This is a genomic window from Streptomyces sp. NPDC020801, assembly GCF_044334385.1.
Taxonomy (GTDB): domain Bacteria; phylum Actinomycetota; class Actinomycetes; order Streptomycetales; family Streptomycetaceae; genus Streptomyces.
This window is the reverse complement of the sequence record NZ_JBIRST010000020.1, coordinates 57449-84422: the sequence shown is the minus strand read 5'-3', so window position 1 is coordinate 84422 and position 26974 is coordinate 57449. Positions and strand designations below refer to the sequence as shown.

The following is a 26974-nucleotide window of genomic DNA, read 5'->3' as shown; positions in this document are numbered from 1 at the left end:
CCGCAGTGCGCCGAACGCCTCCGAAGACGTCAGCCGCCGCGGGCCTCGAGCCGCTCCCGCTGCGGTACGACGGTGTACTTGGGGTCCTCGGCCGAGTCCACCCCGGCGTGGAACACACCGAACCTCAGCGCGGCGGAGCCGGACAGCAGGGCCACCCCGGCGGCCACTGCCAAACCCCGGCTGCGCCGTCGTCCCGCGGCCGCCGCCAGCGCGGCGCCGCCCGCGGTGAGCAGCTCCGCGGCGCGCAGCAGCATGTGCGGCCTGCCCTGCTCGAACGGCTCGGCCGCCAGGCCCATCCGGCGCTTCATCAGCTGGAAGGCGCCCAGTTCCAGGGCCGCACCGAGCACCGCCATGCGGTGGGCCGGCCCCGCCTGAGCGCACGGCACGCAGGCCAGCGCGAGCCCGGCCGCCGCACTGGCGCCGGAACCCGCGAAGGCGAACGGCAGCTCGCGGTAGCCCTCGTGCCAGGAGGGCACCGCGGTGTCGGACAGCAGTACGGCGGTGTAGGTGGCGACCGCCGGGCCGAGGACGGCCGCGGCCGCCGTGGCACCGGCGCCCACCAGGCGAAAGCGGCCCGCGACGTCGGTGGCCGCGGCGGCCGCCGTCAGCGGCACATACCCGGCCAGCAGCCACGACCCCACGCTCATCGGGGAGGTGGGCTTGAACACGCGGAGCATGTTGACGAAGCGCGCGGGCCGGCCCAGATCGTGCACGAGTGCGCCCAGCGACAGAGTGATGGCGCTGGCCGAGCCCAGCTTGGCCACCCGTGCCAGCTCCGGCCGCCCGGTGGCATGCCCCCCGGCCGCCAGCAGCGACGACGCGCCGGCCAGACCGCCGAGGTAGAGGTAACCGGCGATGTCCAGGGGCTCCCAGGTCGGCCTGTTGAGGATCGGTTTGCCGTAGTACGACGAGAACTGGGCGTCGGGAACCAGCGGCTGCTCGCCTCGGCCACGGCGTCGCCTGCGGCGCCCGGCCCGAGCACCCGTAGGGGCGTCCCGTCCGGGCCGCGCCCCCTCGACCCCCTCGCGGGTGACGTCCGATCCGCTCATCGCGCCCTCCTGACGAAGCTCGCGGCGCCCAGTGCGGCGAGCGACACCGCGGCCATCGCCGCGTGCTTCCACATCGCCGGCAGGTCCCGGGTGGTGACGACCGGGTCCGGCGGCAGACCGTAGACCTCCGGTTCGTCCAGCAGCAGGAAGAACGCGCCGTCGCCGCCGACCCCGTCGTCCGGGCTCTCGCCGTACAGGCGGGCGTCGGTGACACCGGTCGCGTGCAGCTGGGCCACCCGGGCGGCCGCCCGCTCGCGCAGCTCCTCCAGCGGGCCGAACTGGATGGAGACGGTGGGGCAGGACTTGGCGCAGGCCGGTTCCATGCCGACGCCGAGCCGGTCGTAGCACAGCGTGCACTTCCAGACCCGGCCGTCCTCCTTGCGCTGGTCGATCACCCCGTACGGGCAGGCGGGCACGCAGTAGCCGCAGCCGTTGCACACGTCCTCCTGGACCACGACCGTGCCGAACTCGGTGCGGAACAGCGCTCCGGTGGGGCACACGTCCAGGCAGGCGGCGTGCGTGCAGTGCTTGCAGACGTCGGAGGCCATCAGCCAGCGCAGCTCGGTACGCCCGTCGGGTGACACGGGCGAGATCTCCCCGGCCGGCGCGCCCGCGGGTGCCGACTCCGGAGGGGGCGTGGTGGCGCCGGGGCCGGGGGAGGAGGCGGAGCTGCCGAGGTTGCGTGCCGCCTCGAACACGTCGAACCCCTGGTGGCCGGCCCCTGGCTCCTGGCCGCCCAGCGGCTTGCGCTGTTCGATGAAGGCCACATGCCGCCAGGTGTCCGCGCCGAGCCCCTGGGTGTTGTCGTAGGACATCCCGGTCAGCTCCAGGCCGTCCTCCGGCACGGCGTTCCACTCCTTGCACGCCACCTCGCACGCCTTGCAGCCGATGCACACCGAGGTGTCGGTGAAGAAGCCCATCCGTGGTGGGGCGTCGGCGTATCCGGCGGCCCGGGCCACGTTCGGCTGCGGCCCGAACAGCTGGTTCCCGGACGGGGGCGGCGGGACACCGCCCGCCCCGTTCACCGCCGCTGTGTTGCCCTCGGTCATGCTCCGACCTCCTCGGCTCAGCTCCCAGCGCTGCCCCTGGCTCCTTCGGGGGCCGGCCCGTACCGGGGCGGACACGGGCGGGCCCGTCGGGAACGACGGACGGCCGGTGAACGCCTTGCGCGGGAACCGCTTGCCCGCCGTGCCCGCCGTGCCGGGCGGCGGGCGGCCGCCGGGCACGGCCGCCACCCGTTCGCCGCGGGACGGTGGCCGGGGCGGAGCGTGCCCGGCAGACGCCGCCACGCCGTGCCCGCCTTTCTGCCGGCGCGCTCAGCCCTGCGCCCTCTGTGCTCGTTTGTGCTCGTTTCGAGCCTGGCACGGGTGCCCGGGTGGTGCGCGCCCGAAACCGCGCCGGGCGCGGGGACACGCAGGCGGTCCAGGGCGCGGGGCCGCCGCATACGGTTCGTACGCCGTCGGGACGCCGGGACGAGCAACCGTGCGGGTGAACCGCGCGGCCCGCGGTTTCGGCGCCGTGGCCCGGGAAACTCCCGTCACACCTCGAACCGATCAAGGAGGAGCCGATGACCGTGACCGTGGAAATGCTCCGGGCCCATCCCGCCGACCTCGGCGCCGTGCACCGCGAGACGCTGGCCGACTGCATCGACCGGTGCCTGGACTGCGTCCAGGCCTGCACGGCCTGCGCCGGTGCCTGCCTGGCCGACGACATGGTCGCCGGCCTGCGCAGATGCATCCGTACCGATCTCGACTGCGCCGACATCTGCGACGCCACGGCGCGCATCCTGTCCCGGCACACGGGCTACGGCGCGGACATCGTCCGCGATGTACTGGCGGCCTGCGCGGCCGCCTGCGAGGCGTGCGGCGAGGAGTGCGCGCGGCACGCCCGGGCGCACGAGCACTGCGCGGTGTGCGCGCAGGCATGCCGCCGCTGCGCACAGGCGTGCCGGACACTGCTCGCCGCCCTGGGCTGACCGGGAGAACTCGGGGCCGCCTCCACGGCCGCCGCTGCTCGTCGTGCCGGGAAGCCGATGGCGGGTCGGCATCCCCGGCCCGTGCAGACCGGTGCGGCCGCCGAGCTGCTCAAGGGTGAGCACCGGCGTACCACAGGCCGGGGCACGGTCGATCTCCGCGGCCCAGCGCTCCTTCTCCACGATGGGACGCTCGCGGCGGCCGCCCCCGCAACGCCGCCGTGCCGCCCGTCAGCCGGTCAGGTGACGTTGGATCCAGTCGGCGGTGGCCCTGCGGAAGGTACGGCGGTTGTCCGCGCGCCGGAAGTAGTGCCCTTCGTCGCGCAGGACGAGCAGTTCGGCCTCCACCCCGCGCTCCCGGGCCGCCCGGACGAACTGCTCCGACTCGCCCGGCGGCACGTTGGTGTCGTGCTCGCCGTGCACGGCGAGCACGGGCACGCGCAGCGCGTCGATCCGGCTCATCGGCGACAGCGAGCGCAGCAGCTCGCGGTCGCGCTCCGGGTGCCCGTACTTGTGCGCGGCCGACTGCGCGATCCACGGTTCGGTGCCCGCGAAGAAGGTGGCGAAGTCCGACATCCCGCAGACCGGCACCCCGGTGCGGAACAGGTCCGGATGCCACACCAGGGAGGCCAGCGCCAGATAGCCGCCGTAGGAATGGCCGATCACGGCCAGCCGGCGCGGGTCGGCGAGGCCGGCCAGGACCGCGTGGGCCGCACAGTCGGCGACGTCGTCGATGGCGGCGAACCTGCCGCGGCCCAGGTCCGCGTCCACGAACGAACGGCCGTACCCGGAGGAGCCGCGCACGTCGGGCGCGAAGACGTCCAGTCCCCGGCCCAGCAGCTCGTGGAACAGTGGTTCGAACACCGGCCGCTCCTGCTCCTCCGGACCGCCGTGCAGATGGAGGACGCAGGGCGCGGGTTCGGCGAGGGAGCGGCCCGCGGCCCGGTAGTACCAGCCGCCGAGGCCCAGCCCGTCCCGGGCGACGGGGCGCATCGGCACCGGGCGCACCGTCGGATGGCTGCCGGGTGCCGCGTCCTCGTCCCGCGAGGACCACGGGGTGCGCAGTGCGGTGCCCGGCGGCAGCCACCACACGCCCGGACGGCGCTGCGATCCGGACAGCGCCAGCAACGGCGCGTCCGCGAGGGCGGGGGCGGCCACCCGGGTGACGACCTCGTGCGGCAGCGGCACCGCGCGGGCGGGTCCGACCGCGGCCTCGGCCGGTCCGTCCGTACCGTCCGTACCGTCCGTACGGGCCGGTACCAGCGGGGCCACCTCCAGTTCGCTGACCCCGCGCATGTTCCAGGACAGCACACCACTGCGGCCGTTGCGGTCCAGGGCCAGCAACTCCAGCCCGCCGCCATCCCGTTGCGAGGCCACCGTCAGACCGAGCCGCTGCCCGCGCGGACCGAGGCGGACCGCGTACAGGGCGGCGTACTCCCGGGCGTGGTCGCTGCGCAGCCAGAGCGTACGGCCGTCCGGCGCGAATCCGCCGATCCACGGATCGCCGTCGGCGACCGGCACCGAACATGTCACGCGCAGATCGCGGATGCGGACGACGAGGGACTCGCGACGGCCCCGCGGCCCCCGGCGCAGCAGCGCCAGCCGCCCGTCCCGGCTCAGGTCGCACACCCGCAGGGTCGCGGCCTCACGCTCGCTCGCCAGCAGGACGGGGGCGGCCGAACCGTCGGGGTCGACGAGGTACGCCGACAGCGTCCTGGGCGACGGCTCGCCGGATCCCGGCCGGGCATCCGGGGACACCGCGGGCAGGCCGGGTGCGACCCGGCCGGGCCGTGGTTCCGCGCGGGGCGGTGTGCCCAGCAGCGTCGCGCGGCCGTCCCGGGTGGTCCAGCCCTCCGGATGGGACGCGGCCGCGGCACCGGCCGCCCCGGAGAAGCCCGCGACGCCCGCGACGCCGATCCCGCCCGTATCGGCGAGCCCGAGGTCCGGCTCCACGGCGACGGTCACGGGCAGGTGCTGCGCGGGGGCCTCGGCGACGGTCACGGCGACGGCCGAGCCGTCGTGGGTCCAGCAGCCCAGGTGCGCGGAACTGCCCGGTTCGCCGCCCGCCAGGATCCGCCGCCCCGTGCCGTCGGGGCGTACGCACAGCACCCGCGTGTGTTCCCCGCCGCCCGGGGCGATGGTGTACGCGATCCAGCGGCCGTCGGGGGACCAGGAGACCTCGGTCACCGGATGCGGGTCGGCGTCCAGCAGGTGGACCACATCGCCGTCGACCGGTCCCGCCCACAGCTGGGGCACGCCGGCCCGGTCGCAGACGAAGGCGGCGTTGCGGCCGCCGGGATCCACCGAGGGGTACCAGCAGCCGTGCGAGACGAGCAGCCGTGGCGCCCCTTCCTGGGGGACGGCCGTGTCCGGCAGGGACACGGGGTCGGGCGCGGGCTGCGCGGTCACGGGCCGTGCGCCGTCGGGCAGCTCGGTGGCCAGGACCGAGCGCGCCCGGTCGACCACGTCGGTGGCCCGGACCGCGGGCATCCGATCCACCAAGCCCTCGGCGGCGATCGTGTGGCCCTCGTCCGCGCCCTCGTCCGCCCGGTCTCCGGTTCCGGCGGCGCGGCCCCAGCCCCGTCCGCCTTCGGTGCCGACCGTACGGCCCGGGTCCGGCCCGTCCCCGGAACGGCCGGCCCCGCTCCGGTACGGCACCCGTCGGGCCAGGTCCGCCTGGCTCACCAGATCTGCCTGGTCCACCGGGTCCACCGGGTCTGCCTGGTCCACAGGGTCCACAGGGTCCACCGGGTCTGCCGGGTCCACCGGGGCCACCGGGCCTGCCTGGTCCACCGGGTCCTCCCGGCCGACCTCGTCAAGCGGGTCCTCCCGACCCGCCGATTCTGCCCGGCCGGCCCGGTCCGTGCGGCCCGCCCGATCCACCGGGGCCGTCCGGTCCTCCCGGTCCGGGCCGGCCGTCCGGTCCTGGGCCTGGGGCTTCGGGGCCCGCTCGCCGTTCAGCTGATTTCGTGCGTCTGCAGCCATATTTCCAGCAAAGCAACCTGCCACAACGCGTTCGCGCCGCGCCTGGTGCGGTGCGTGTCGGGCGCTGCGAGCAGCTCGTCGACGAAACTGCGGCGGAAGATACCGCGCTTTTGGGCCTCCGGCGCCGAGAGGGCCTCGCGGACCCGTTGCAGCACCGGTCCGGCCATGTGCTTGATCGCCGGGACGGGGAAGTAGCCCTTGGGCCGGTCGACGACCTCGCGCGGCAGCACCTCGCGGCCCGCGGCCTTCAGCACGCCCTTGCCGCCGTCCGCCAGTTTGAGGCCGGGCGGGCAGGCGGCGGCCAGCTCGACCAGTTCGTGGTCGAGGAACGGCACCCGGGCCTCCAGGCCCCAGTCCATCGTCATGTTGTCGACCCGCTTGACCGGGTCGTCGACCATCATCACGTGCGTGTCCAGCCTCAGGTCCGCGTCAAGGGCCGTCTCGGCGCCCTCGGCCGCCATGTGCGCGCGCACGAAGTCGCCGGAGACGTCGTGCTGGGGCAGTACGCCGGGTTCCAGCATGCGGGCGAGGTCGGCGTGCGGCCGGTCGAAGTAGGTCTCCGCGTAGGCGTCGGCCGCCTGCCGCCGGGGCACGCGGGCCATGTCCGGGTACCAGTGGTAGCCGGCGAAGACCTCGTCGGCGCCCTGTCCGCTCTGCACGACCTTGACCTCCTTGGCCACCTGTTCGGACAACAGGTGGAAGGCGACCACGTCGTGGCTGATCATCGGCTCGCTCATGGCGTGCACGGCCCCGTCCAGGGCCTGCGAGACCCGGTCGGAGGGCACCATCAGCTGGTGGTGGTCGGTGCCGAAGTGCCGCGCCACCAGGTCGGAGTAGTGGAACTCGTCGCCCTCCTCGCCGCCCTCGGACTCGAAGCCGACGCTGAAGGTGGCCAGGTCGTGCTGCCCCTCGTCGGCCAGCAGCGCCACGATGAGGCTGGAGTCCAGGCCGCCCGACAGCAGCACGCCCACCGGCACGTCGGCCACCATCCGGCGGCGAACGGCGGTGCGCAGGGCGTCCAGCACCGCGTCCGTCCAGTCCTGCGCGCCCAGCCCGGCGTGCTCGGGCCGGCGGGTGTAGTCCGGCTGCCAGTAGCAGTGGTCGCGGTGCGTGCCGTCCGGCTCGACCACCCGGACGGTGGCGGGCGGCAGTTTGCGTACGCCGTTGAGGATGGTCCGGGGCGCGGGCACGGTGGCGTGCCAGCTGAGGTACTGGTGCAGGGCGAACGGGTCGATCGAGGTGTCCACGCCGCCGGCCGTGAGCAGCGCGGGCAGCGAGGAGGCGAACCGGAGCCGGCCGGGGGTCCCGGTGAGGTACAGCGGCTTGATGCCGAGCCGGTCGCGGGCCAGGACAACCCGCCCGGTGTCCTGTTCGGCGATCACGAAGGCGAACATGCCGTGGAAGTGCTCGACGCAGGAGGTGCCCCATTCCTGGTACGCCTTGAGCACCACCTCGGTGTCGGAGTGCGAGAAGAACCGGTGGCCGCGAGCGGTAAGCTCCGCCCGCAGTTCGCGGTAGTTGTAGACGCACCCGTTGAAGACGCCGACGACGCGCGCCCGGGGGTCGGCCATCGGCTGGGCGCCGCTCTCGGACAGGTCGATGATCTTCAGCCGGCGGTGACCGAGGGCGATGGGCCCCTGGGACCACAGCCCGCGGCCGTCGGGGCCGCGCGGGGCGAGCCGGTCGGTCATGCGCTCGACCGCGGCCAGGTCCGGCTGCCGGCCGTCGAAGCGGATCTCACCGCTGAGCCCGCACATCAGGCGGACCTCCCTTCCACGGAGTCCTCGTGCGCCCCCGGCGGCCTTTCGCCGGACGGAGTCGCGGACCGGCGTCCGCGGGCGGTCGCACGCGGGGCGGCCGTGGTGGCCGGGGCGGCGGCTGTCGTGGAAGTGGGGACGTGGGCCATGGCGCTGACGCTCTCCTGGGATTCGGATCGGATGCCCGGCCGGGACGGCCGGTCCGCTGCAAGCGGTGCGGGCGAGGGCGAGGGCCGCCGTGCCGGCCGCCGGCCCTCGTGGCGGTCGGCGGGAACCCGCCGACGCGCCGGAACACCGGACGGGAACGGGACCCGGCGGCGGGGTCCTCGGCCCATGCGCCTCAGGCGGCGGTGCCGCCGGCGACGGGGCGGGGCCGGCGGGCCCGGGTGGCGCCGGCCGGCACCGGGGCCCTACGTGCGGGGGCGCCGCGGGTCTCGGCGGCCATCAGGTCGACGCTGGCGAGCAGGTCCTCGCCCTCGGCCGCCCGCCGCAGCCGGTCCGCGGCGCTGCCCTCGGCCAGCGCCCGCGCCAGCAACTCGCGGACGGTCTTCCAGTCGCCCGACGCCTCCAGCGCCGGGCGCAGCCGGGCCAGCAGGTGGTCCAGGGCCACGCGGGCGGGGACGGAACACCGGGTGACCGGGTCGACCAGGGACCCTTCGAGACCGGACCGGGCGGCGCGCCAGGCTGCGGCCCGCAGCCACTCGTGGTGGCCGTCGCACCCGGAGGCCTCGCCACGGCCCAGCCGGTCGCACGCGTCGCGGACGAGGGCCCGGAAGAGCCCGGCGACCAGCACCACCGTCTCCGCGCGCGGGCACGCGTCGCAGATCCGCAGCTCGAGGGTGCGCTGGTGCGCGGAGGGCCGTACGTCGTGGTAGTCCATTCCCGCGTCGCTGATCACGCCCGAGCGGATCAGCTGTTCCAGCGCCGCGTCGTAGGCGGCCGCGTCGGGGTAGCAGCCGGCCGGCCCGGCGGTGGGCCAGCGCTGCCACAGCATGGTGCGCCAGCTCGCGTAGCCGGTGTCCGCACCGAGCCAGAAGGGCGAACTCGCGGACAGCGCCAGCAGCGGTGGCAGCCACGGCGAGACCAGGCACATGGCGCGTACGGCCGTGTCCCGGTCCGGCACGTCGACGTGTATCTGCGCGCTGCAGATGAGCTGTTCGTCGGCGACCCTGCGGTACTCCTCGGCCATGTGCCGGTAACGGGGGCCGTCGGTGACGTCCCGGGAGGAGAGCCGGGCCAGCGGAACGGTGCCGGCCGCCACCACCGCGAGGCCGAAGGAGGAGGCCGCCGAGTCCAGCCGCCGCCGGGCGCCCGCCAGATCCGCGTGGAGGTCGTCGAGGGTGCCGTGCACCCCGCTGTTGCTCTCCACGACCGACCGCTGCAGCTCGGTCGTGAACCCCGGTCTGTCCAGCCGGTCCAGTACGGCGCGGGCGCGTGGCACGAGCCGGCCGCTCTCCACGTCGAGCACGTGGAACTCTTCCTCTGCCCCGATGCGCAACAACGTCACGTTCTCCCCTTGCCCTCGTGATCACCCGGCCCACGTCCGGGTCCTGCTGGGGCCACGGCTCCGGGATCGGTCCCCCGAGTGCCCGTTCGGCACGTTCGCAAGCATTGGGCGACATCCGATGACCCTGCGCTCTCGGATGAGCGCGTACCGGAGCGGTTCCCGATCCGGTGCGACTTGGGGACTCCTTGGATTTTTCGTCCAGTGGTCTAGACTCGCAGTACAAACGACGGAGCCGGGGTGGGCTGTGCCGGGAGGGCGCGTGGCGAGGAGCGAGGCCGATGCCGATGCCGTGCTGGCGGCGCTGACACCCGTCGTGGACGGCATCGCCGCGACGCTGGGCTCCTTCTGCGAGGTCGTCCTGCACGACTTCCGCCGCCCCGAGAGGTCGGTCGTCGCCATCGCCGGCACGGTCACGGGGCGCACGGCCGGCGGGTCGATGAGCGAGATCGGCATGGGCCTGCTCGCCCGCGGCGACGAGGCGGCCGACCAGCTCAACTACCTCACCCGCACACAGGAGGGCACGCTGGTGAAGTCGTCGACCATGCTGCTGCGCGACTCCGCGGGCGCGGTCTTCGGCGCGCTGTGCGTCAACCTCGACATCACGGCACTCGACCAGGCGCACGCGCTGATCGGCGGGCTCGCGGGTACGGCCACCGGCTCCGCCGCGGTCCCGACCACCACGTTCGGCGACGACATCGGTGCCGTGGTGGACGCGATCGTCGACACCCACCAACTGCGCGCGCACAAGCAGTGGACCGACCTCAGCCGGCTCGAACGCCTTGAGCTGTTCCGGGGCCTCGACGACCGTGGGGTCTTCGCCGTGCGCGGCGCGGCCCAGCAGGTCGCGCAACGCCTCGGCATCTCGCGGGCGTCGGCCTACAACTACCTCGCCAGGGCGAGATCGGCATCCGACGCATCCGATGCCGCACCCGACGCACCCGACGCAGCCCAGGCACCCGACGCCCCCCACGCGGCCGGCAGCGAGCCCGCCGCTCCCCACCAGGATGGAGCACCGGCATGACCCACACCCCGCCCGTCACCCTGGAGGACGTCCGCGACGCCGCGGAACGCATCAAGGGTGTCGCGCACCGCACCCCCGTGCTGCGCTCGCGCACCCTGGACGCCCTGGTCGGCGCGGAGGTCTTCGTCAGGTGCGAGAACTTCCAGCGCGTGGGTGCCTTCAAGTTCCGCGGTGCCTACAACGCCGCGTCACGGCTGTCCGCGGCCCAGCTCTCCAAGGGCGTCGCCGCGTACTCCTCGGGCAATCACGCCCAGGCCGTGGCGCTCGCCGCCCGGGAGCTGGGCACCACCGCGGTCATCCTCATGCCCGAGGACACACCGCGCTCCAAGCGCGAGGCGACGGCCGGCTACGGGGCGGAGGTCGTCACCTACGACCGCTACACCGGCGACCGCGTCGCCATCGGGGAGGCTCTCGCCGCCGACCGAGGGCTGGCGCTGATACCCCCGTACGAGCACCCGCACGTCATCGCCGGGCAGGGCACCGCGGCCCTCGAGCTGATCGAGGAGGCCGGTGACCTGGACGCCCTGGTCGTCCCGGTCGGAGGCGGCGGCCTGATCGCCGGCAGTGCCACGGCCGCCAAGGGCCTGCTGCCCGGGGTGCGGGTCATCGGGGTGGAGCCCGAGCAGGGCGACGACACCAAGCGGTCCCTCGAAGCGGGCCGGCGCGTCTGCGTGCCCGTTCCGCGCACCATCGCGGACGGGCAGGCCGCCGACGTCCCCGGCGAACTCACCTTCTCCGTCAACCGGCGGCTGGTCGACGGCATCGCCCTGGTCGGCGACGATCAGATCCGCGAGGCGATGCGATTCGCCTTCGAGCGGCTGAAGTTCGTCACCGAACCCAGCGGGGCGAGCGCGCTCGCCGCCCTGCTGTCCCAGCGCATCGACCGCGTTCCGCCGCGGATCGGCGTCATCGTCTCCGGGGGCAATATCGACACCGAGCGCTTCACACAGATTCTGAGCGGCTGATCAGTCCCACAGCGGAAGCCTCACCACACGCCCGTACACGTCCGGCCGGGCGCCCGGGAAGACGAGGGTGATCTGCGTGAAGTGCTGCACCTGCGGGTGCTTCTTCCAGGGCTTGGGGTGCTCGAGCCGTACGACGACCGGGTACGCGTGGAACTTGCCGGCCGCGCAGTAGGGCTTGCAGTCGTTGACGAAGTTGACGCCCTTTGCCACCGCGGACCGGGCGTTCCACTGCGACCAGTGCAGTGCGGACAGTCGGCTGTTGCCGTCACCGCAGGCGAGGATGAACGCGTCCGGGCGCGCCTGCGGATGCCAGAGGCAGTCCACCAGCACGGGCTGCTTGGGCTGCCGCTGCCCGGCGTGCGCGGGCGGGGTGTGTGTGGCCGCCGGTGACGCCGCGGGAGCGGCGGAGGCCGTTCCCAGGCCCGCGGTCAGCAACGCCGCGGCGCCGAGGGTCACCGCTGTCCTCACTGAGTGTCTGCCCATGTCCGCTCCCGGCCGACGACGTCCGAACTCTGTAACGACGCTACGGCCGCGTCAGACGATGCACCACTCGAACGCAGCAGCGCCGCGTCTCAACGGGCGGACGGCTGCGCCCGCACACCCAGTGGCGGGTCGTCACCGTCCATGTCCGGCTGGCAGGTGTCGCACAGTTCGTGTTCTCCGTCGCGGGTGATGACGGTTCCCCAGCCCAGGCAGTGCTCGCAGTTACGAGCCAGGCTCAGATCGGGGTGCGGAGGCGGGGTGGGGCTGTGGTGGGCTCCGTACGCCATACGGAAGCGGCTCCTCGAAGTCGCGGTGGGGGTGCACACCATTTTGTCGGATTTTTCTGAGTTGTCCAGGAGGTTTCTTCAGGTAGTCGCAGCCGTACGCTCAGCAAGCGGGCGCGGGACCGGCCACAGGTCCTAGGGACGCACCCCGTCGATGGCCACGTTCAGATGGCGCGGGCCGCGCAGCACCGCGTTCTGCCGGTACGGCGGCGGGTCCTCGACCAGCCGGGGGTTCTCGAGGCGACGGGCCAGTTCGGAGAGTGCGATCTGGGTCTCCAGACGGGCCAGGGGGGCGCCGAAGCAGCTGTGAATGCCGCTGCCGAATCCGAGGTGCTCGATGTCCCCGCGGTCCGGGTCGAACCGGTCCGGCTCGTGGAAGCGCTCCGGGTCCCGGTTGCCCGCGCCGAGGACGAGCCAGATCCGCGAGCCCTTCGGGATCGTGACCCCGCGCAGTTCGATGTCCGCGATGCAGGTGCGCTGCGGCACCAGCTGCACCGGCGGCTCGTAGCGCAGCAGTTCCTCCACGATGTTGACGGACAGCTCCGGGTCCGTGCGCAGCCGCTGCAGGACCTCGGGGTGGCGCAGCAGGGTGAGCATGCCGTTGGTGATGAGGTTGACCGTCGTCTCGTGGCCGGCGATCAGCAGCAGCACCGCCGTACTGAGCACCTCCATCATCGACATGGACCCGTCCGGGCCGTGACTGGCCGCAAGGTCCGACAGCATGTCGTCTCGGGGCTCCTTGGTGCGCTCCTCGACCAGCCCGGCCAGGTACATGCCCAGCTGCATCCGCGCCTCCTGCGCGGCCTGCTGGAACTCGGAGGTGGCGCCCTTGCGCGTGTCCGGGTCCAGGCTGGCGACGAGCGGATCCACCCAGGTGCGGAAGCGCGGCTCGTCCTCGCGCGGCACTCCGAGCAGCCGGCAGATGACGGTCACCGGGAAGGGGTAGGCGAACTCGTCGACGATGTCGATCTGCTGGGCGTCGCCGAAGCCGTCGATGAGCTCGGAGACGATCGCGCCCAGATCATCGCGCATGGAGTCGATCCGGCGCGGCCGGTGCGGCGGGCCGAAGGAGCTGTTGGCGATCCGCCGCAGCCGGTCGTGCTCGGGCGGATCGAGCCGGATGAAGCTCGGCGGCAGTCCCGTGGCCTCCGGTCCCGAGATCTCGTCATCGCCCGCGGCGGTGACGTTGGCGGCGTCGGAGCTGATCCGCGGGTCGTGGAGCAGGCCCAGGATGTCGTAGTACGAACTGATCACATAGGGTCCGTCCTCCTCCTCGTGCAGCACCGGCGTCTTGCGGAGCTCCGCGTAGAGCGGATACGGGTCTGCGCGGTTGGCGTAGTCGGTGATGCGGCGCAGGATCGAGGCCTGGGCTTGCGTCATGAGGCGTTCCTTGGGGCGTGGAGGTCGGGGACGGGCCGGGCGGCCGATCAGTGACGGCCCGGGGTGAAGACCAGGCGCCGGTCCGCGGGGGAGTAACCGCTCAGGGTGACGGTCGGGCCGTGCGTCGGCAGGGACGGGTCGGGGAAATCGGCCGGGACCGGCTTGCGGCCCTCGGGCCGGCGGTCCACCGTCGGGAACTCCAGTGGGAACGGCGCGCCCGTCTCGATCAGCCGCTGGTAGAACTCCAGCCACCGCGTGTTGTCGAAGCTCACGGCGGCGATCACACGGCCCTGGTAGCCGTACACCCCGACGAACCGCCGCTCGGCGAGCGAGCCCTGCGTGATCATGATCTCGTCGCCCATGGAGGGCACCCCGACCGACTTGATGTTCACGCCGAACTGCGAGGACCAGAACGCGGGGATCCACATGTGCGGGCGCCGCTCCGAGCTGGCGCTGATCATGTTGTGCGCCGCGACCTCGGCCTGCGCGACGGCGTTGCCCCAGTGCTCCAGGGACAGGAACTGGTAGCCGAACAGCGGGTGCGGTGAGCGCGCGACGTCACCGGCGACGTAGATGTCGTCGGTGACGATCCCCCGGAAGTCGAACGCCCGGCAGCCCGCGTCGCAGGCGATGCCGCGCGGGCCCGCGCCCAGCCCGGATCCGGCCAGCCAGTCGGTGTTGCGGGTCGCGCCCAGTGAGACGACCACGACGTCCGTCTCCACCACACTGCCGTCGGACAGATGGACGGCCCGCACCCGGCCGGTGGAGTCGCCCTCCAGGCCGGTGACCATGACTCCGGTGCGCAGATCCACCTTGTTGTCACGGTGCAGTTCCGCCGCCACCGCTCCGACAACCCCGCCGAGGGCGCCCACCAGCGGCGCGTCCGCGCGTTCCGCCACGGTGACCGCGATGCCCCGGTCCCGGCAGGCCGAGGCGATCTCCGAACCGGTGAACCCGGCGCCGATGACGAACACCCGGCGCGGCGAGGCGGTCATCCGCCGGTGCAGGGCGACCGCGTCGTCCCGGGTGCGCAGCACGACGACCCCGTCCAGCTGGGCCTCCTCCTCCTTCGGCCACGGCCGGGCGCGCACACCGGTGGCGATCAGCAGCCGGTCGTAGGGCACCTCGTCACCGTCGGCCAGCCGCACCCGCTTGGCCGCCATGTCCAGACCGGTCGCGGCGACGCCCAGGCGCCAGGTCGCGTCGATCGCCCGGCGCCGCGGCAACTCGGTGTGGTCCGGGGACGCCATGCCCAGCAGCACCGCCTTGGACAGCGGCGGACGATCGTACGGCTCGTACGGCTCGTCACCGATCATGGTGAGTGAGCCGGTGAAGCCCTCGGCGCGCAGCGTCTCGGCGGCCCTGAGCCCCGCCAGCGAGGCACCCACGACGACGATGCGGCCCTCGCGCCTGAGCCACTCGTGGAACTCCTCAGCGGGCATCGGACTCCTCCCGCCCGGCAGCGGCGTGTCCGGTGGCCGCCTCGTCCAGCCCATCCGCGGTGATCGCCTGCACCGGGCAGGCGGCGACCGCGCGCGCCACCTTCTCCCGCTGCTCCTTGTCGGCACGCGGGTTGTAGACGAGCGATTCCTCGCCGTGCATGGTGAACACGTCCGGCGCGAGAAACGCGCACTGCGCGTATCCCTGGCACTTGTTGAGATCGACGACAAGCCTCATTGGCGACCCGCCCTTCCGGCGGCCAGGTCCTCGGAAACCACCCGCACGGCGGGACCCTCGGACGGCGGTCATCTCCCTCGTCAGGATCGGAGCCCCGGCGGGCCCGCGCGCGCCCGGGCCCGCCGAAGGGGTGACGGGCCGGCCTCGCGGGAAGCGGGGTCAGGACGCCGTCGCCCCGGCACCGGGCCGGGCACGGCGGCTGCTGACCACGAGGATGTACGAGCTGAGGACCAGCGACCACGCGGGGAACACCAGCTCGGCCCACGGGACATTGGAGGCGACGAACAGCAGCATCAGCGCGGCGAGAAAACCGAGCAGGGTCAGCCACCGTGGCAGGACCCCCAGGCGGTGCCCCATCACCGACAGGGAGCACGCGAAGACCGCTGCCATCCGCATCGCGTATCCGGTCATCAGCGTGTACGCGAAATGGCGGCCGAAGTCCCAGGTGGGCAGGCTCGGGGTGGCACCGGCCGGGTGCGCGGTGGCCAGCACGGCCGCGGCCGCCGCGGCCGCCCCGAACATCGTGGCCACGAAGACCAGCCCGCTGCCGAGGAGCACCGTGGCCAGGAACTTGTCCTCGGCTTCACCGACATGGGTCCGTACGACGCCGACGAACCACAGGAAGAAGATACCGGCGAACGGCACGAGCGCGAGCGCCGCCTCGACGGCGCTGCGTCGCGTGGAGTCGGTGAACCCCTCGGCGGTGACCGCGTCCGCGCCCTCGGGAATCCCCAGCCGGACCAGGACGATCGCGGCCGCGAGCAGCACCGCGAACAGTACCCCGGCCAGTCCGGCCGCCCGCGGGGTCTGCAGCGCCTGCTCCGCCGACCCGGTCCTCACCTCTGCCATGACCCGCCCGCTTCCCCCGGCCGGCACTGTCACTTGCGGTAGCCCAGGACGGTCATCATGCCGGACTCGGAGTGGTACTGGTTGTGACAGTGGAGCATCCACAGGCCGGGGTTGTCGGCGTAGAAGTCCACCACCAGCTTGCGGTGCGGCAGCACGATGGCCGTGTCCTTGCGGGTTCCGACGTCCCAGATGCCGGTCAGCGCGAAGGTGTGGCCGTGCAGGTGCAGGGGATGCCACATGTCGGTGGCGTTGACCAGGGTGAGCCGGACCCGCTCGCCCTGACGCACCGGATGGCGCTGTGTGACGGAGTAGGGCCGATGGTCGAACGCCCAGTCGAACTTCTTCATGCTGCCGGTCAGCCGGATGAGGATGTTCCGGTCCGGGTCGCGCTTGGAGAAGGCCACCGAGTCGTGCGGCACCATGCGCCTGGCCGGTACCAGCCGCCCGTCCAGCTCGTCGGGGTGGACCGAAGGCGAGGGCAGGTCCTTTCCCTTGTCGGTCCGCAGTACGGCCAGCGCCCTGGCCTTCTTCCCCTCGGCCATTGCCACCAGCGGGAACACCCCGTCCTTGGCGGTGACGAGGACGTCGTAGCGCTCGGCCATGCCGAGCAGCAGCGCATCCGTCCACTGGTGCTCGACCGGGTAACCGTCCGTGTGTGTCACCGTCATCCTGTGGCCGCCCAGCGCCACCCGGAAGGCGGTGTCGGAGCCGGCGTTGATGATCCGCAGCCGGATGCGGTCCCCGGGACGCGCCCGGAACACCGACGGAGCGTGCGGCAGACGGCCGTTGACCAGGTAGTACGGGAAGTCGACGTTGCCGCCCATGCTGTTCAGCATGGCGCTGTGGGAGTCCCGCATGACCCGGGAGGGGCCCTTGGACGTGCCGTGGTCCGGCCCGTGTCCGCCGCCGGCCTTGCGATGACCGCCGGACCCCTCGTGGTCCGATCCTCCGCCCATGCCCATGCCCATGCCCGTCGGCATCCTGCCCCCGTGCAACTGCGCGAGCACCCCGTCCGGGGTGGAGCCGTCGACCCCGTCCACCCAGTCGTCCAGGACGACGACCCACTCCTTGTCGTAGGACAGCGGCTCCCTGGGGTCGTCCACGATCAGCGGCGCGTACAGACCGCGGTCGAGCTGCATGCCCGAGTGCGAGTGCAGCAGGTAGGTGCCGGGGTAGGACACGGCGAAGCGGTAGTTGAAGTCCGCACCGGGCTTGATGCCCTCCTGGGTCAGGTCCGGCACGCCGTCCATGTCGCAGCGCAGGCGAACACCGTGCGAGTGCAGCGTCGTGGACACGGGGAGGTGATTGGCGAGCGTCAGGTCGAGGACGTCCCCCTTGGTGACCCGGACCGCCCTGCCCGGCAGTATGTCGCCGTACGCCCACGACCTGATGGTCCGTCCGCCGAGGTCGAGCGATGTCTCGGCGGCGGTGAACCGGTACTTGCGCACCGGCCCGTAACCGCGCTGCTTCTCGGTGGCCAGCACCTCGGGGTCGGACGGGTTCACGTACCCCTTGGGTCCATCAGGGACGAAACGGCGGTGGCCGGGGTCCGGGCCCCCGGGCCCCGGCCCGGACCCCGAGCCGCGGGTGGAACCCGCGTGCGACCCGGACCCCGAGGGGGAGTCGGACCCGGAACATGCGCCCAGGAGACCCGAGCCGGCCGCCATGATCGAGGCACTGAGCAAGGTGCGCCGCGTATGTGTGTGCATGACTGAATAACACACGTTTTCCGACGATATGTGGGAGAACTGGAGCGGCGCGTCCTGTGATCTCGGCAGGCAATTTCCGCGTTCCCGGCCGACACGCCCGGCCTGTGGCGGTCAGGCCGGCCTGTGGCGGTCAGGCCGGCCGGTGGCGGTCAGGCCGGCCGGGGTGGGCCGAGGCCGACCGAGGTGAGCCGGGGGCGGGTGGGGTGAGCCGGGGGCGGGTGGTGACGAGCTCCGTCCCTGGAGCGGCAGCAGCCAGGCCGCCGTGGTGCCGATCGCCGCTTCCCTGCTGCCCGCCTCGGACAGTGTGACGGCCGGATGGTCCACCACTCGGCGGCCAGGGTCCACCAGTCGGCCGGACGCGTCCTCGGTCGCCGGCGGGTGGGCGTGCGCCCTGCGCATGGAGCGCCCGGCGCGAGGGCGGGCGATCCCGACGGCCTGTCCCGATGAAGCGCCGCCGGTGGCCCTTGAGGCGGCCGATGCGTTGCCCGCGAGCCGGGCGCGGCCCGCAGGGCGCCGCTCATCCGCCGGTGACCAGGGTGATGCGAACCAGCCGGCTCCGGCTCTTGACTCCACGTCAGGATCGCCTCCACCATCCAGACACCCCCGCTGAATGTGGACATGACATAAGGGTGCCGCGGTACCGCCGCGGAGACCGCCCGTGTCCACCCCGGAAGACGGAGCCCCCCCCACATGAAGCTCTCCGCTCCCGTACGTCTGTCGGCGGCCCTCACCGTCACCGCCGCCGTGGTTCTGACCGGCCAAGCCGCCGCACCCGACCTCCCCGTGGCCAATGTCAAGGCCCACCTGGCGCAGTTGCAGTCCATCGCGACCGCGAGCGGCGGCAACCGCGCGCACGGCCGCACCGGCTACAAGGCCTCGCTCGACTATGTGAAGGGCAAGCTGGACGAGGCCGGGTTCACCACCGCCGTACAGCAGTTCACCGCCTCCGGCCGCACCGGCTACAACCTGATCGCGGACTGGCCGGGCGGCGACACCGGCCACGTGGTGATGGCCGGCGCCCACCTCGACAGCGTGACCGCGGGCCCCGGCATCAACGACAACGGCTCCGGTTCGGCAGCCGTCCTGGAGACCGCCCTCGCGGTGTCCCGGGCCGGCTATCGGCCCGCGAAGCACCTGAGGTTCGCCTGGTGGGGAGCGGAGGAACTCGGCATGGTCGGCTCCCGCAGCTACCTCAACGGCCTCTCGGCCACCGACCGGTCCGGCATCAGCGGCTACCTCAACTTCGACATGATCGGCTCGCCCAACCCCGGCTACTTCGTCTACGACGACGCCCCCGCCATCGAGAAGACCTTCAAGGACTTCTACGCCGGGCTCGGCATCCCCACCGAACCGGAGACCGAGGGTGACGGCCGCTCCGACCACGCGCCCTTCAAGAACGCGGGCATACCCGTGGGCGGCGTCTTCAGCGGAGCGGACTACGTCAAGACCGCGGCGCAGGCCGCGAAGTGGGGCGGCACCCCGGGCCGGGCCTTCGACCGCTGCTACCACGCGTCGTGCGACACGTCTGCCAACATCGACGACACCGCCCTGGACCGCAACGCGGACGCCGTGGCGTACGCGGTGTGGACGCTGTCCTCCTAGTGTCCCCCTGCGTCCGGCGCCCGGGCGACGCGCGGGAAGGCATGAGATTGCTGTGAATTCCCGGGGCGTTTGAACATCCCCCCGCCCAACTCCGTATGGGACGGGGGGATTGCCATGCCCGGCCGAGTCAGGACGCCTAGGAGTACTTCCGTGAGACGCAACACGCGCAGACGACCCACAGGCCCGCGACGCGCCACGTTCGCCGCGGTCGCGCTGATGCTGGGCGGAGGCGGCCTGATGGTGGCCAACGTCTACGCCTCGGCCACCGAAGGAACCTGGGACGGACAGTCGGTGGAGAAGTCGGCGCCCGGCCAGGGCTGGAACTCGGGGGCCGCCACGATCGACTGCCCGGACATCGGCACGCGGCTCACCGCGGTGCCGGAGGAGGCGAAGGCGACCGTCGGGGAGCAACTCGCCGCCCTGGACGAGCAGATCGCCAAGGCCTATCAGCAGCTGCAGAGTTCCGGCCAGGGCGGGCAGCAGGGCGGCGGCTCCGTCGCGGACACGATCATGAATCCGCTGAAGGAGCAGCGGACCGCCACGATCGGACGCATCGCGGACGCCATCGACCGCGCCGGGGACCGCCCGGCGGGACTCGACGCCCTGGCAGCCTGCACCCTGCGCCCGTCCGCCAACCAGGGTGACGGCGGCCAGAACGGCCAGGACCAGAACGGGCAGAACCAGAACGGCCAGGACCAGAACGGGCAGAACCAGGGCGGAGGCCAACAGCAGGGTCAGCAGGGCCAGCAGGGTCAGCAGCAAGGGAACGGCGGGCAGGCGGGCAACGGTCCCGTGGTCGCGGACTACGCCGACATCACCACCGTGCAGCCCAACGTGCCGAGCCCGCGCGAACAGGCGGACGCCTCAGGCGGCAGCTTCACCTCCAGCTGCGGAGTGAACGCCAATGGCCTGTTCAACTCGGACAACGTGATCGTCGCCCCCGGCGTCACCAATGGTGCCCACCACTTCCACGACTACGTCGGCAACCAGGCCAACAACGCCTTCGCCAGTGACGACGACCTCGCCAAGGGCGACACGAGCTGCGCCGACAAGGGCGACAAGTCCACGTACTACTGGCCCGTGCTGCGTCTGCAGGACGGCACCCAGGAGCGGGACGCCGGCTCGCCGGGCGGCGGCACCGAGGGCAACGCGGGCAGGATCGTCACGCCGAAGCAGGTGACGCTTACCTTCGAGGGCAACCCGCGCAGCAAGGTCACGGCCATGCCGCGCTTCCTGCGCATCATCACCGGGGACGCCAAGGCGTTCGTCAACGGCCCGGCCAACGCCAACGCCTCCTGGAGCTGCACCGGCTTCGAGGACCGGCAGTTGAAGGACAAGTACCCGCTGTGCCCGCAGGGCAGCAACGTGGTCCGCACCTTCCGGTTCCAGAGCTGCTGGGACGGCCGGAACATCGACAGCGCCAATCACCGCACACACGTGGCCTTCGCCGACGCCGACGGCAACTGCCCCGACGGATTCCGGGCCATCCCGCAACTGGTGCAGCGCATCGTCTACGACGTCGCCGCGCCCAGCCTGCAGGACGCCGGCCGCACGACGCCGCTGTTCGCCGTGGACTCCTTCCCGGAGCAACTGCACAAGCCGGTCACGGACCACGGCGACTTCATCAACGTGTTCGACGAGAACCTGATGAATGAGATGGTCGACTGCATCAACGGCGGCCGGAAGTGCGGTTCGGATGCGGGCCAGGGCGGATCGGCCCCGAGCGAGCAGCCGCAGCCGCCACAGCAGTCCCAGCAGCCGCAGGACCCCCAGGGGCAGCCGACGGCCGGTGCCTCCGAGGGCGGCAGCGGCGGTGCGGGCACCGGTGACAACGGCGGCGCGGGCACCGGTGACAACGGGGCAGGGCAGTCCGCCGAGCCCACGGCCGGTACGCCCGACGCCCCGTCGGCTCGGCCGTCGAAGGGCTCCCAGGACGGTTCCGCCACGGTCCCTGGCCCGGCCCCCGTCACGGTGCAGCCCAAGTCCTACACCTCTCCCTCGGCGGCGAAGGGGTCCGCCGGTGCCGCGTCCGCGGGCGGCTCGGACGGGAAGAGCGGCGGCGAAGTGGGCACGCCCACCCAGACCCCGGTCCCCGGTGGGAACGGCCAGGCGGCAGGGTCCGGAACCGAACCGCAGACGGCCGGCGGCAACCTGGCCGAAACCGGTGCCCAGTTGTGGCCGGCGGCCGCCGGTGCGGTTCTCGTACTCGTGGGCTTCCTGCTGCTGCGCCGGATCAGGCGCGGCGCCATGTGACGTTGCCCGGACCGGGACCGGGACCGGACCTGGACCAGAACAACAGCGGCGGCAGGCCCGGCCGATTGTGCCGGTCCCGCCGCCGCTCCTTTGTCATCTGGGGTGGGCGAGGCCTCTGCGGGCGTTGTTGTACACGCGTAGCAGGTGCTTGGCCACGGCGCACGGAACGGCGTCCACGTGACACTGGCGGCAGGTCTGCATGTGGTGCTGATAGTCGGAATGCGCTTGCTGCAGAGCATCGTCCTGCGACGACATGGGGAACCTCGCACGGGGATGTTGGAAGCCACGGGAACCACCCCACTTGACTGTAGGGGGCATTCAAGCCAGAGTTGATCATGTTACTGGCGGTAGTGGAAAGCCCCTGTCCGACCACAGAGGGCGACAATCGGCCGTCGGCTGTCGGCCGGCCGCCTCACGCCCTCCTGGGGCCTCCGTCGTACGGAGTGCACCCACCAGTGGCCCTACGTCCTTCCCGCGCCGTTGCACCCAGCAGCGCCCGGCACCCGCGCCCAGCGCGCAGTGCTCTCCGGGCCGGACCGTCCGGCCGATCTCACTCGGGGGGACGGAAGCAGGCGATGACGGTCTTGCCGTGCGGGCAGGGGCGCGTCTCCCAGGTGTCGGCCAGCGCGTCGACGAGGAACATGCCCCGGCCTCCGATGCGTTCGGTGCTCGGTGTCCGGGGCGCCGGCACCTCGCTGGAGGAGTCGTGGACGGCGATGTGCAGGCAGCGGTTGTCCCAGGTGAGGATCAGCTGGGCGCTGCTGTGGGCGTGGGTGTGGGCGTTGGTGACCAACTCGGAGACGGTCAGCAGCACGGCGTCCACCGTCTGCGGGGCGCTGGTCGTCCAGCCCAGGGTCTCCAGATGTGCGCGTGCCCAGTCGCGCGCCGTCTTCACTTCGCTGTCCATCGGCAGCGAGCGTGCCCAGCCCACCGCTCGAAGCGACGTCTCGTCCACTGTCAGCCCTTCCCTGTCGTGTCCGGCGCGGTGTGCCGGTGGTGTCACGTCTACCCACGGGGCGGGAGGCGACGCAGGAGGGGGGCACGGCCGGTGTCCTGTCATGCAGGCGGAGGGCACGGTCGCCGGTGTGACGCAGCCGGACGGCAGGGCCGAACCGGTGTGACGCAGCCGACAGGGATTCGGGGGGCATGCGTGGCCGGAACGGGGGTACGTGCGTGCCGTGAACAGGGTGGTGAAGGCGGTTGCGATGGATGTCCTCCTCGGAGGTGCAGGAAGGGCCTCGGATGCCGAAGTGATACGGGCAGCGGCGGCCCTGGACGGGGACGGCACCTGCATCGCCGAGGCCCGTCATCTCGCGGCCGGTTTTCTGACCCGGGTGCAGGCCGAGTACGGGCTGCCGGTCTCCGACCGGGCCATGGACTTGACCCAGCTGGTGGTCAGCGAGCTGGTCACCAACGCCCGCAAGTACGCGTCGGGTCCCATCCTGATGGATCTGCGGGTCGTCGGCGACGCGGTGGAGATCGAGGTCTGGGACAGCGATCCGGTGCTGCCGGTGGCCCGGGCCGCCGATCCCGGCCGGGTGGGCCAGCACGGTCTGGAGATCGTGATGGCCGTGGTGCAGGCGTTCGAGGTGCGGCGGGAGCCGGTGGGCAAGCGCATCACCGCCCGCATCGCCCTGCTCGACGTCCCGGGCGGCGACGTCACGGCGAACCGCCCGAATCATCCTTCGTAGCCGGCGACACCGGCCGTGCAGCCGTGCAGCGGTGCGGAAGTGCAGCCGTGCTGCCGTCAGGCCTTGAGTTCCGCAGCGTCCCCCATCACCACGACCGGGTGCTGCCGGGGATCGAGGGTGCGCAGCAGGTACCGCATCGCCGGCTCGGACATGCTCACGCATGCCGAGGTGCCGCTGCCGTGGTCCATGTGCAGCCAGATGCTGCCGCCCCTGGACTGCCCCAGGGGTCGCGTCGGGTCGTTGGGCGCGGTGCCCCTGACCCGGTTGTAGTCGATCGCGATGACGTAGTCGAAGTCGTGCCAGTAGGCCTTGTTCCAGTAGTGGGGCGCCTGGAACGAGCCGGACTTGCTGTACGGCAGCTTCGCCCCGGGGTCGTTCAGCACCCCGCCCGCGTCGCTCAGCGTGAACACCCCCACCGGGCTGCGCTGGTCGCCCTCGTGGTGGTCCGTGGTCCAGCCCTTCCTGCCGTTGTGCGCCGCCCAGGAACGCGTGCGCTCCCACGTGGAGCCGTGCTTGGTGAAGAGCTCGACGGTCGAGTCGGGGGAGTGCGGGCCGGCGCCGTAGACGGCGACGACCTGGCGGGAGCCGGCCGGCACGCGCTGCCACAGCCGGTCGCCTATGCCCGGTATCCGCTTCCACACCGTGGACTGTGGCGGTGCGTCGTCCGTTCGCCGGCCGTTCCCCGCGGCGCCCGTGTCACCCGAACCGCCGCAGGACGTCAGGGACATCGCCACCGCACCAAACGCCGCCACCATGGCCGCCGTCCGTATCGCACCGCTCTTTCGCATGGGCGCCATGATTCCATCGCGTCCCCGCCGTCCGGCCCCCGGCCCCCGGCGGAGCCTTGCCGGCCGTGTCACCCGAATGGTCGTCCGTGGCTGCGTGGCTGAGGCCCATTCGGTGTCTCCTGGAGTAAGAGAGGCGTCCATCAAGGGAGCCGATCATGTATGAGATGTGTGCAGGAGTCGAAAAGCCCGGCGGCGCCCTGGTGTGGCACGTCATGGCCAAGCACACGGCCACCACCTTGTGCGGCCAGAGGCTTGGCCGACACGTCGACGGGGCGAGCGCACAGCGGGCTGGTCACTGTTCCACCTGCATGGCCTTGTTCGGGAAGCTGATGACCGCACCACCTGTCGTCACCTCCTCGGCCGCCACGGACCGCTAGCGGTCCCGGCGGAAAGGTCACCTCATCAAGAAGGCCTGCTCGTCCGGGCGTCGAAGTACCGTGGCGCCCACGACGAGCAGGCCTTCGGGTGCTCGGCGCGGATGACCGCCGGACGTGGACGGCCGCGGGGCGCGGATGGGCGTGCGACGGCTGTGACCGCGGAGCGTGGTGGGGCCGTTGCCGGTCAACGATTCGACCATGTTTTGGCAACATGGCCCCATATCGCATTCCGGCAGCGGGCGATGGGTAACACTGAGCGGCGGAGGGGGGACGAGTGCGCGGCGCTGCGCCGACGCACCCATCCCGAAGTGTCGCGCCGATCTTGGGGAAGGCGGCGCGGGGACCAGCGGGGGGATGCATGACGCAGTCGCTTCCGGGGCAACACCCTGCCCGCGGGGAGGCGTTCAACGGGCACGCCGGGCTTCCGGTCGTGGTGGTCGGCGCGGGCCCCTACGGGCTGTCGGTCGCCGCGCATCTGCGGGCCGCGGGAGTGCCGGTGCGCATTTTCGGGGAGGTGCTGGGCAGTTGGCGGCACGCAATGGCGACCGGGATGTTCCTCAAGTCCACCCCGGCGGCCACCGACCTGTCCGCGCCGGAGCCGGGCGGGCGGCTGGCGGACTTCCTCCGGGAGCACGGCGAGCCGGAGCTCACCGAGCTGACACCGATCCCGTGCGACGTGTTCGTCCGCTACGGGCAGTGGTTCCAGAAGCGCTACGTCGGTGAGGTGGAACCGGCCCGCGTGTTGGCCGTCGACCGGGCGGCGACGCCCGGCTCCGCCTTCACCGTACGGCTGGACGACGGGCAGGAACTCACCGCCGGGGCCGTCGTCGTGGCCACCGGCCTGAACGGACTGGCCCACATTCCCGGAACACTGCGACGACTGGCGCCCGAGGGCCCGGGCACCGGAGCGCTGGTGTCCCACACCAGCCACCACACCGACCTGTCCCGTTACGCGGGCCGACGCGTCGCCGTGATCGGCGGCGGCCAGTCCGCGCTGGAGAGCGCCGCACTGCTCCACGAGGCCGGAGCCGAGGTGCGGGTGCTGGTCCGGGAGCGGCGGGTGCTGTGGGGTACCACTCCTGACCTGGTGCGGCCCTGGTCGCAGCGGATCGCCAAGCCGGCCTCGCCGCTGGGTACCGGCTGGATCCTGGCCGCGGTCTGCGGGGCCCCGGGCGGTGTCCGGCTCCTGCCCGCCGCGGCCCGGCTGCTGCTCTTCCGGCGCGCGCTGGGACCGTCGGGCGGGTGGTGGCTGCGGGAGCGGGTCGAGGGCGTCGTACCGGTGCGCACGTCGTGCCGGGTGATCAGGGCGGAAGCGGCCGGGGCCGGAGCCGGCGTCCGGCTTGACGTCGCCGGACCGGGCGGCGCGGTGGAGTCCCTGGACGTGGATCATGTGCTGGCCGCCACCGGGTACCGACTGGACCTGGACGCGGTTCCCTTCCTCTCGCCGGGGGTGCGCGGCGCGCTGAGCTACGTTCCCGGCTCGAAGGCGCCGCACCTGACGGGGAGGTTCGAGTCGTCGGTGCCCGGCCTGTACTTCACCGGGTCACTCGCAGCCCCGATGTTCGGCCCGATGATGCGCTTCGTCGCCGGCACGGAGTACGCCGCCACCCGCATCGCCCGGGGCGCTGCGGCGTCGGCAGCCGCCACGCACCCATGACCGTGGCCCGCGGCGCGGAAGAAGGAAGAAGAAGGAGTAGGCGGAAGAAGGAAGAAGAAGGAGCGATGGAGAAGGAGTGACCGGGGCCCGGCGGTGTGTCTGGGCCCCGGGCGTGCTGCGGTGGGCCGCCGGTCCCGGGCGTGCTGCGGTGGGCCGCCGGTCCAGGCGTAGTCGTTGTCGGGGAACGAGGACCCCTGGCAGGTGCCGGCGCAGGAGCGGTCCCGGCCGCTCGGACCGGCGCCGGGCTGCCCGCAGTGCCCGGCGGTGGCGAAGCCGCCGTGCGCCGAGAAGCCGATGGAGCAGCCGACGTTTCCGGGGTAGTAGGGGACGCCGCCGACCGTGCCCGCCGCGAGGGCCCGCGCCGCCGAGGCGACCGGGTGCACGGTGGCGGGCCCGGCCGCGCGGGCACGGGTCAGGAAGCGTACGGCATCGTTGTCGGAGCGCCGGCCACGGATGACTTCCACGACGATGTTGTTCGCGTTGCGGGCCCTGGGTCCGGGCGGCCGTGTGGCGGTGCGTTCCGCCGCCGGCCGTGTCTTTGCCCGCCGCGGCGTGAGCCCCGGGTCCCGCTGCATCGCCCGCAGCAGCCCTTGTGAGGTGGACGGCGCGGCGGCGGGTGCGGCCGGGGTGGCTGGGGTGGTGGGGGTGCCGCCCGGACCGGCGCGGTTCCCGTGGTGGCCCGGCCGCCGGGCAGGACGGTTGCGGCAGGGCGACGTGCCACCTCATGCGTCTCTCGTCGCCGATGCCGCGAGGTCGGCGCCGAGCCTCTCGGCGATCGCTCGGTGATCGCTCGGCGATCTTGCCGGACCGGTCCGGCGGTCCGGGAGTCGGTCACCGGGCTCCGGGGATCGGAAGCGGCGAAGATCCGGTCGGCAGGTCCCGGCGACAACCTTGTCAGGGCTGTGTCGCCAGGGCTTTCGAGGCGTCCCGGCGCTGTCGGAAGTGGCCCCCCCGGGGAAGGATCATTA

22 protein-coding genes are annotated in these 26974 nt (G+C 72.7%); 8 read left to right on the top strand and 14 right to left on the bottom strand.

Annotated elements, in window-relative coordinates:
• Window positions 1-29 precede the first annotated feature (29 nt).
• Window positions 30-1049 (bottom strand): NrfD/PsrC family molybdoenzyme membrane anchor subunit, encoded by a 1020-nt coding sequence (nrfD, locus tag ACH4UM_RS32220; RefSeq protein ID WP_398187065.1) that lies wholly within the window; start codon window positions 1047-1049, stop codon window positions 30-32.
• The gene (locus ACH4UM_RS32215) at window positions 1046-2098 is read right to left on the bottom strand and encodes a 4Fe-4S dicluster domain-containing protein (RefSeq protein WP_398187063.1); all 1053 of its coding nucleotides are present in this window, start codon (window positions 2096-2098) and stop codon (window positions 1046-1048) included. The genes nrfD and ACH4UM_RS32215 overlap by 4 nt, the downstream gene beginning before the upstream one ends.
• A 518-nt stretch (window positions 2099-2616) precedes the next feature.
• Between ACH4UM_RS32215 and ACH4UM_RS32210 the strand changes: the two genes are divergently transcribed.
• The gene (locus ACH4UM_RS32210; RefSeq protein ID WP_398187060.1) at window positions 2617-3024 is read left to right on the top strand and encodes a four-helix bundle copper-binding protein; all 408 of its coding nucleotides are present in this window, start codon (window positions 2617-2619) and stop codon (window positions 3022-3024) included.
• 228 nt (window positions 3025-3252) lie between these two features.
• On the opposite strand, the gene ACH4UM_RS32205 is transcribed toward ACH4UM_RS32210, so the two are convergent.
• The 3 genes from ACH4UM_RS32205 to ACH4UM_RS32195 form a co-directional block, all read right to left on the bottom strand.
• Entirely contained in the window at window positions 3253-5511 is a 2259-nt protein-coding gene (locus tag ACH4UM_RS32205; protein ID WP_398187300.1) for a S9 family peptidase, read from the bottom strand.
• A 467-nt stretch (window positions 5512-5978) separates the two neighbouring features.
• Window positions 5979-7763 carry an N-acetylglutaminylglutamine amidotransferase gene (locus tag ACH4UM_RS32200; protein WP_398187057.1) on the bottom strand — a complete coding sequence of 595 codons (1785 nt, stop codon included), beginning with the start codon at window positions 7761-7763 and terminating at the stop codon, window positions 5979-5981.
• Window positions 7764-8103: 340 nt separating this feature from the next.
• A complete protein-coding gene (locus tag ACH4UM_RS32195) occupies window positions 8104-9261 on the bottom strand; it encodes a YbdK family carboxylate-amine ligase (protein WP_398187297.1) in 1158 nt (385 codons plus the stop codon).
• A 268-nt stretch (window positions 9262-9529) separates the two neighbouring features.
• Between ACH4UM_RS32195 and ACH4UM_RS32190 the strand changes: the two genes are divergently transcribed.
• Both ACH4UM_RS32190 and ACH4UM_RS32185 read left to right on the top strand, forming a co-directional pair.
• Window positions 9530-10291 (top strand): transcriptional regulator, encoded by a 762-nt coding sequence (locus ACH4UM_RS32190; protein WP_398187054.1) that lies wholly within the window; start codon window positions 9530-9532, stop codon window positions 10289-10291.
• A complete protein-coding gene (locus ACH4UM_RS32185; RefSeq protein WP_398187052.1) occupies window positions 10288-11256 on the top strand; it encodes a pyridoxal-phosphate dependent enzyme in 969 nt (322 codons plus the stop codon). The genes ACH4UM_RS32190 and ACH4UM_RS32185 overlap by 4 nt, the downstream gene beginning before the upstream one ends.
• On the opposite strand, the gene ACH4UM_RS32180 is transcribed toward ACH4UM_RS32185, so the two are convergent.
• The 7 genes from ACH4UM_RS32180 to ACH4UM_RS32150 all read right to left on the bottom strand — a co-directional run bounded on the left by ACH4UM_RS32180 (window position 11257) and on the right by ACH4UM_RS32150 (window position 17638).
• Window positions 11257-11739: a hypothetical protein gene (locus tag ACH4UM_RS32180; protein WP_398187049.1), complete on the bottom strand. Its 483-nt coding sequence runs from the start codon at window positions 11737-11739 to the stop codon at window positions 11257-11259.
• Between the two features lie 89 nt (window positions 11740-11828).
• Window positions 11829-12026: a hypothetical protein gene (locus ACH4UM_RS32175; RefSeq protein ID WP_398187046.1), complete on the bottom strand. Its 198-nt coding sequence runs from the start codon at window positions 12024-12026 to the stop codon at window positions 11829-11831.
• Window positions 12027-12158: 132 nt separating this feature from the next.
• On the bottom strand, window positions 12159-13403 hold the full coding sequence (locus tag ACH4UM_RS32170) for a cytochrome P450 (protein WP_398187043.1): 1245 nt from the start codon (window positions 13401-13403) through the stop codon (window positions 12159-12161).
• Between the two features lie 47 nt (window positions 13404-13450).
• On the bottom strand, window positions 13451-14845 hold the full coding sequence (locus tag ACH4UM_RS32165) for an NAD(P)/FAD-dependent oxidoreductase (protein ID WP_398187040.1): 1395 nt from the start codon (window positions 14843-14845) through the stop codon (window positions 13451-13453).
• Window positions 14835-15080: a ferredoxin gene (locus tag ACH4UM_RS32160; protein ID WP_398187037.1), complete on the bottom strand. Its 246-nt coding sequence runs from the start codon at window positions 15078-15080 to the stop codon at window positions 14835-14837. The genes ACH4UM_RS32165 and ACH4UM_RS32160 overlap by 11 nt, the downstream gene beginning before the upstream one ends.
• 159 nt (window positions 15081-15239) lie before the next feature.
• On the bottom strand, window positions 15240-15929 hold the full coding sequence (locus ACH4UM_RS32155) for a hypothetical protein (protein ID WP_398187033.1): 690 nt from the start codon (window positions 15927-15929) through the stop codon (window positions 15240-15242).
• A 29-nt stretch (window positions 15930-15958) separates the two neighbouring features.
• On the bottom strand, window positions 15959-17638 hold the full coding sequence (locus ACH4UM_RS32150) for a multicopper oxidase family protein (protein WP_398187030.1): 1680 nt from the start codon (window positions 17636-17638) through the stop codon (window positions 15959-15961).
• Between the two features lie 690 nt (window positions 17639-18328).
• Here ACH4UM_RS32150 and ACH4UM_RS32145 point away from each other — a divergent pair.
• Both ACH4UM_RS32145 and ACH4UM_RS32140 read left to right on the top strand, forming a co-directional pair.
• Complete coding sequence (locus ACH4UM_RS32145) at window positions 18329-19240, top strand: M28 family metallopeptidase (RefSeq protein ID WP_398187027.1); 912 nt, start codon at window positions 18329-18331, stop codon at window positions 19238-19240.
• Window positions 19241-19456: 216 nt separating this feature from the next.
• Window positions 19457-21493 (top strand): DUF1996 domain-containing protein, encoded by a 2037-nt coding sequence (locus tag ACH4UM_RS32140; protein WP_398187294.1) that lies wholly within the window; start codon window positions 19457-19459, stop codon window positions 21491-21493.
• 550 nt (window positions 21494-22043) lie between these two features.
• Here ACH4UM_RS32140 and ACH4UM_RS32135 read toward each other — a convergent pair.
• Window positions 22044-22448 carry an ATP-binding protein gene (locus ACH4UM_RS32135; protein WP_398187023.1) on the bottom strand — a complete coding sequence of 135 codons (405 nt, stop codon included), beginning with the start codon at window positions 22446-22448 and terminating at the stop codon, window positions 22044-22046.
• A 250-nt stretch (window positions 22449-22698) separates the two neighbouring features.
• On the opposite strand from ACH4UM_RS32135, the gene ACH4UM_RS32130 reads away from it, so the two are divergent.
• Window positions 22699-23184, top strand: a complete 486-nt coding sequence (locus ACH4UM_RS32130; protein ID WP_398187020.1) for an ATP-binding protein — start codon at window positions 22699-22701, stop codon at window positions 23182-23184.
• A gap of 56 nt (window positions 23185-23240) precedes the next feature.
• Here the strand turns inward: ACH4UM_RS32130 and ACH4UM_RS32125 are convergent, their stop codons facing one another.
• On the bottom strand, window positions 23241-23972 hold the full coding sequence (locus ACH4UM_RS32125; protein WP_398187017.1) for a L,D-transpeptidase family protein: 732 nt from the start codon (window positions 23970-23972) through the stop codon (window positions 23241-23243).
• Between the two features lie 155 nt (window positions 23973-24127).
• Between ACH4UM_RS32125 and ACH4UM_RS32120 the strand changes: the two genes are divergently transcribed.
• Complete coding sequence (locus ACH4UM_RS32120; protein ID WP_398187016.1) at window positions 24128-24349, top strand: hypothetical protein; 222 nt, start codon at window positions 24128-24130, stop codon at window positions 24347-24349.
• Between the two features lie 358 nt (window positions 24350-24707).
• Window positions 24708-26006: an FAD-dependent oxidoreductase gene (locus tag ACH4UM_RS32115; protein ID WP_398187013.1), complete on the top strand. Its 1299-nt coding sequence runs from the start codon at window positions 24708-24710 to the stop codon at window positions 26004-26006.
• Window positions 26007-26974: the final 968 nt, after the last annotated feature.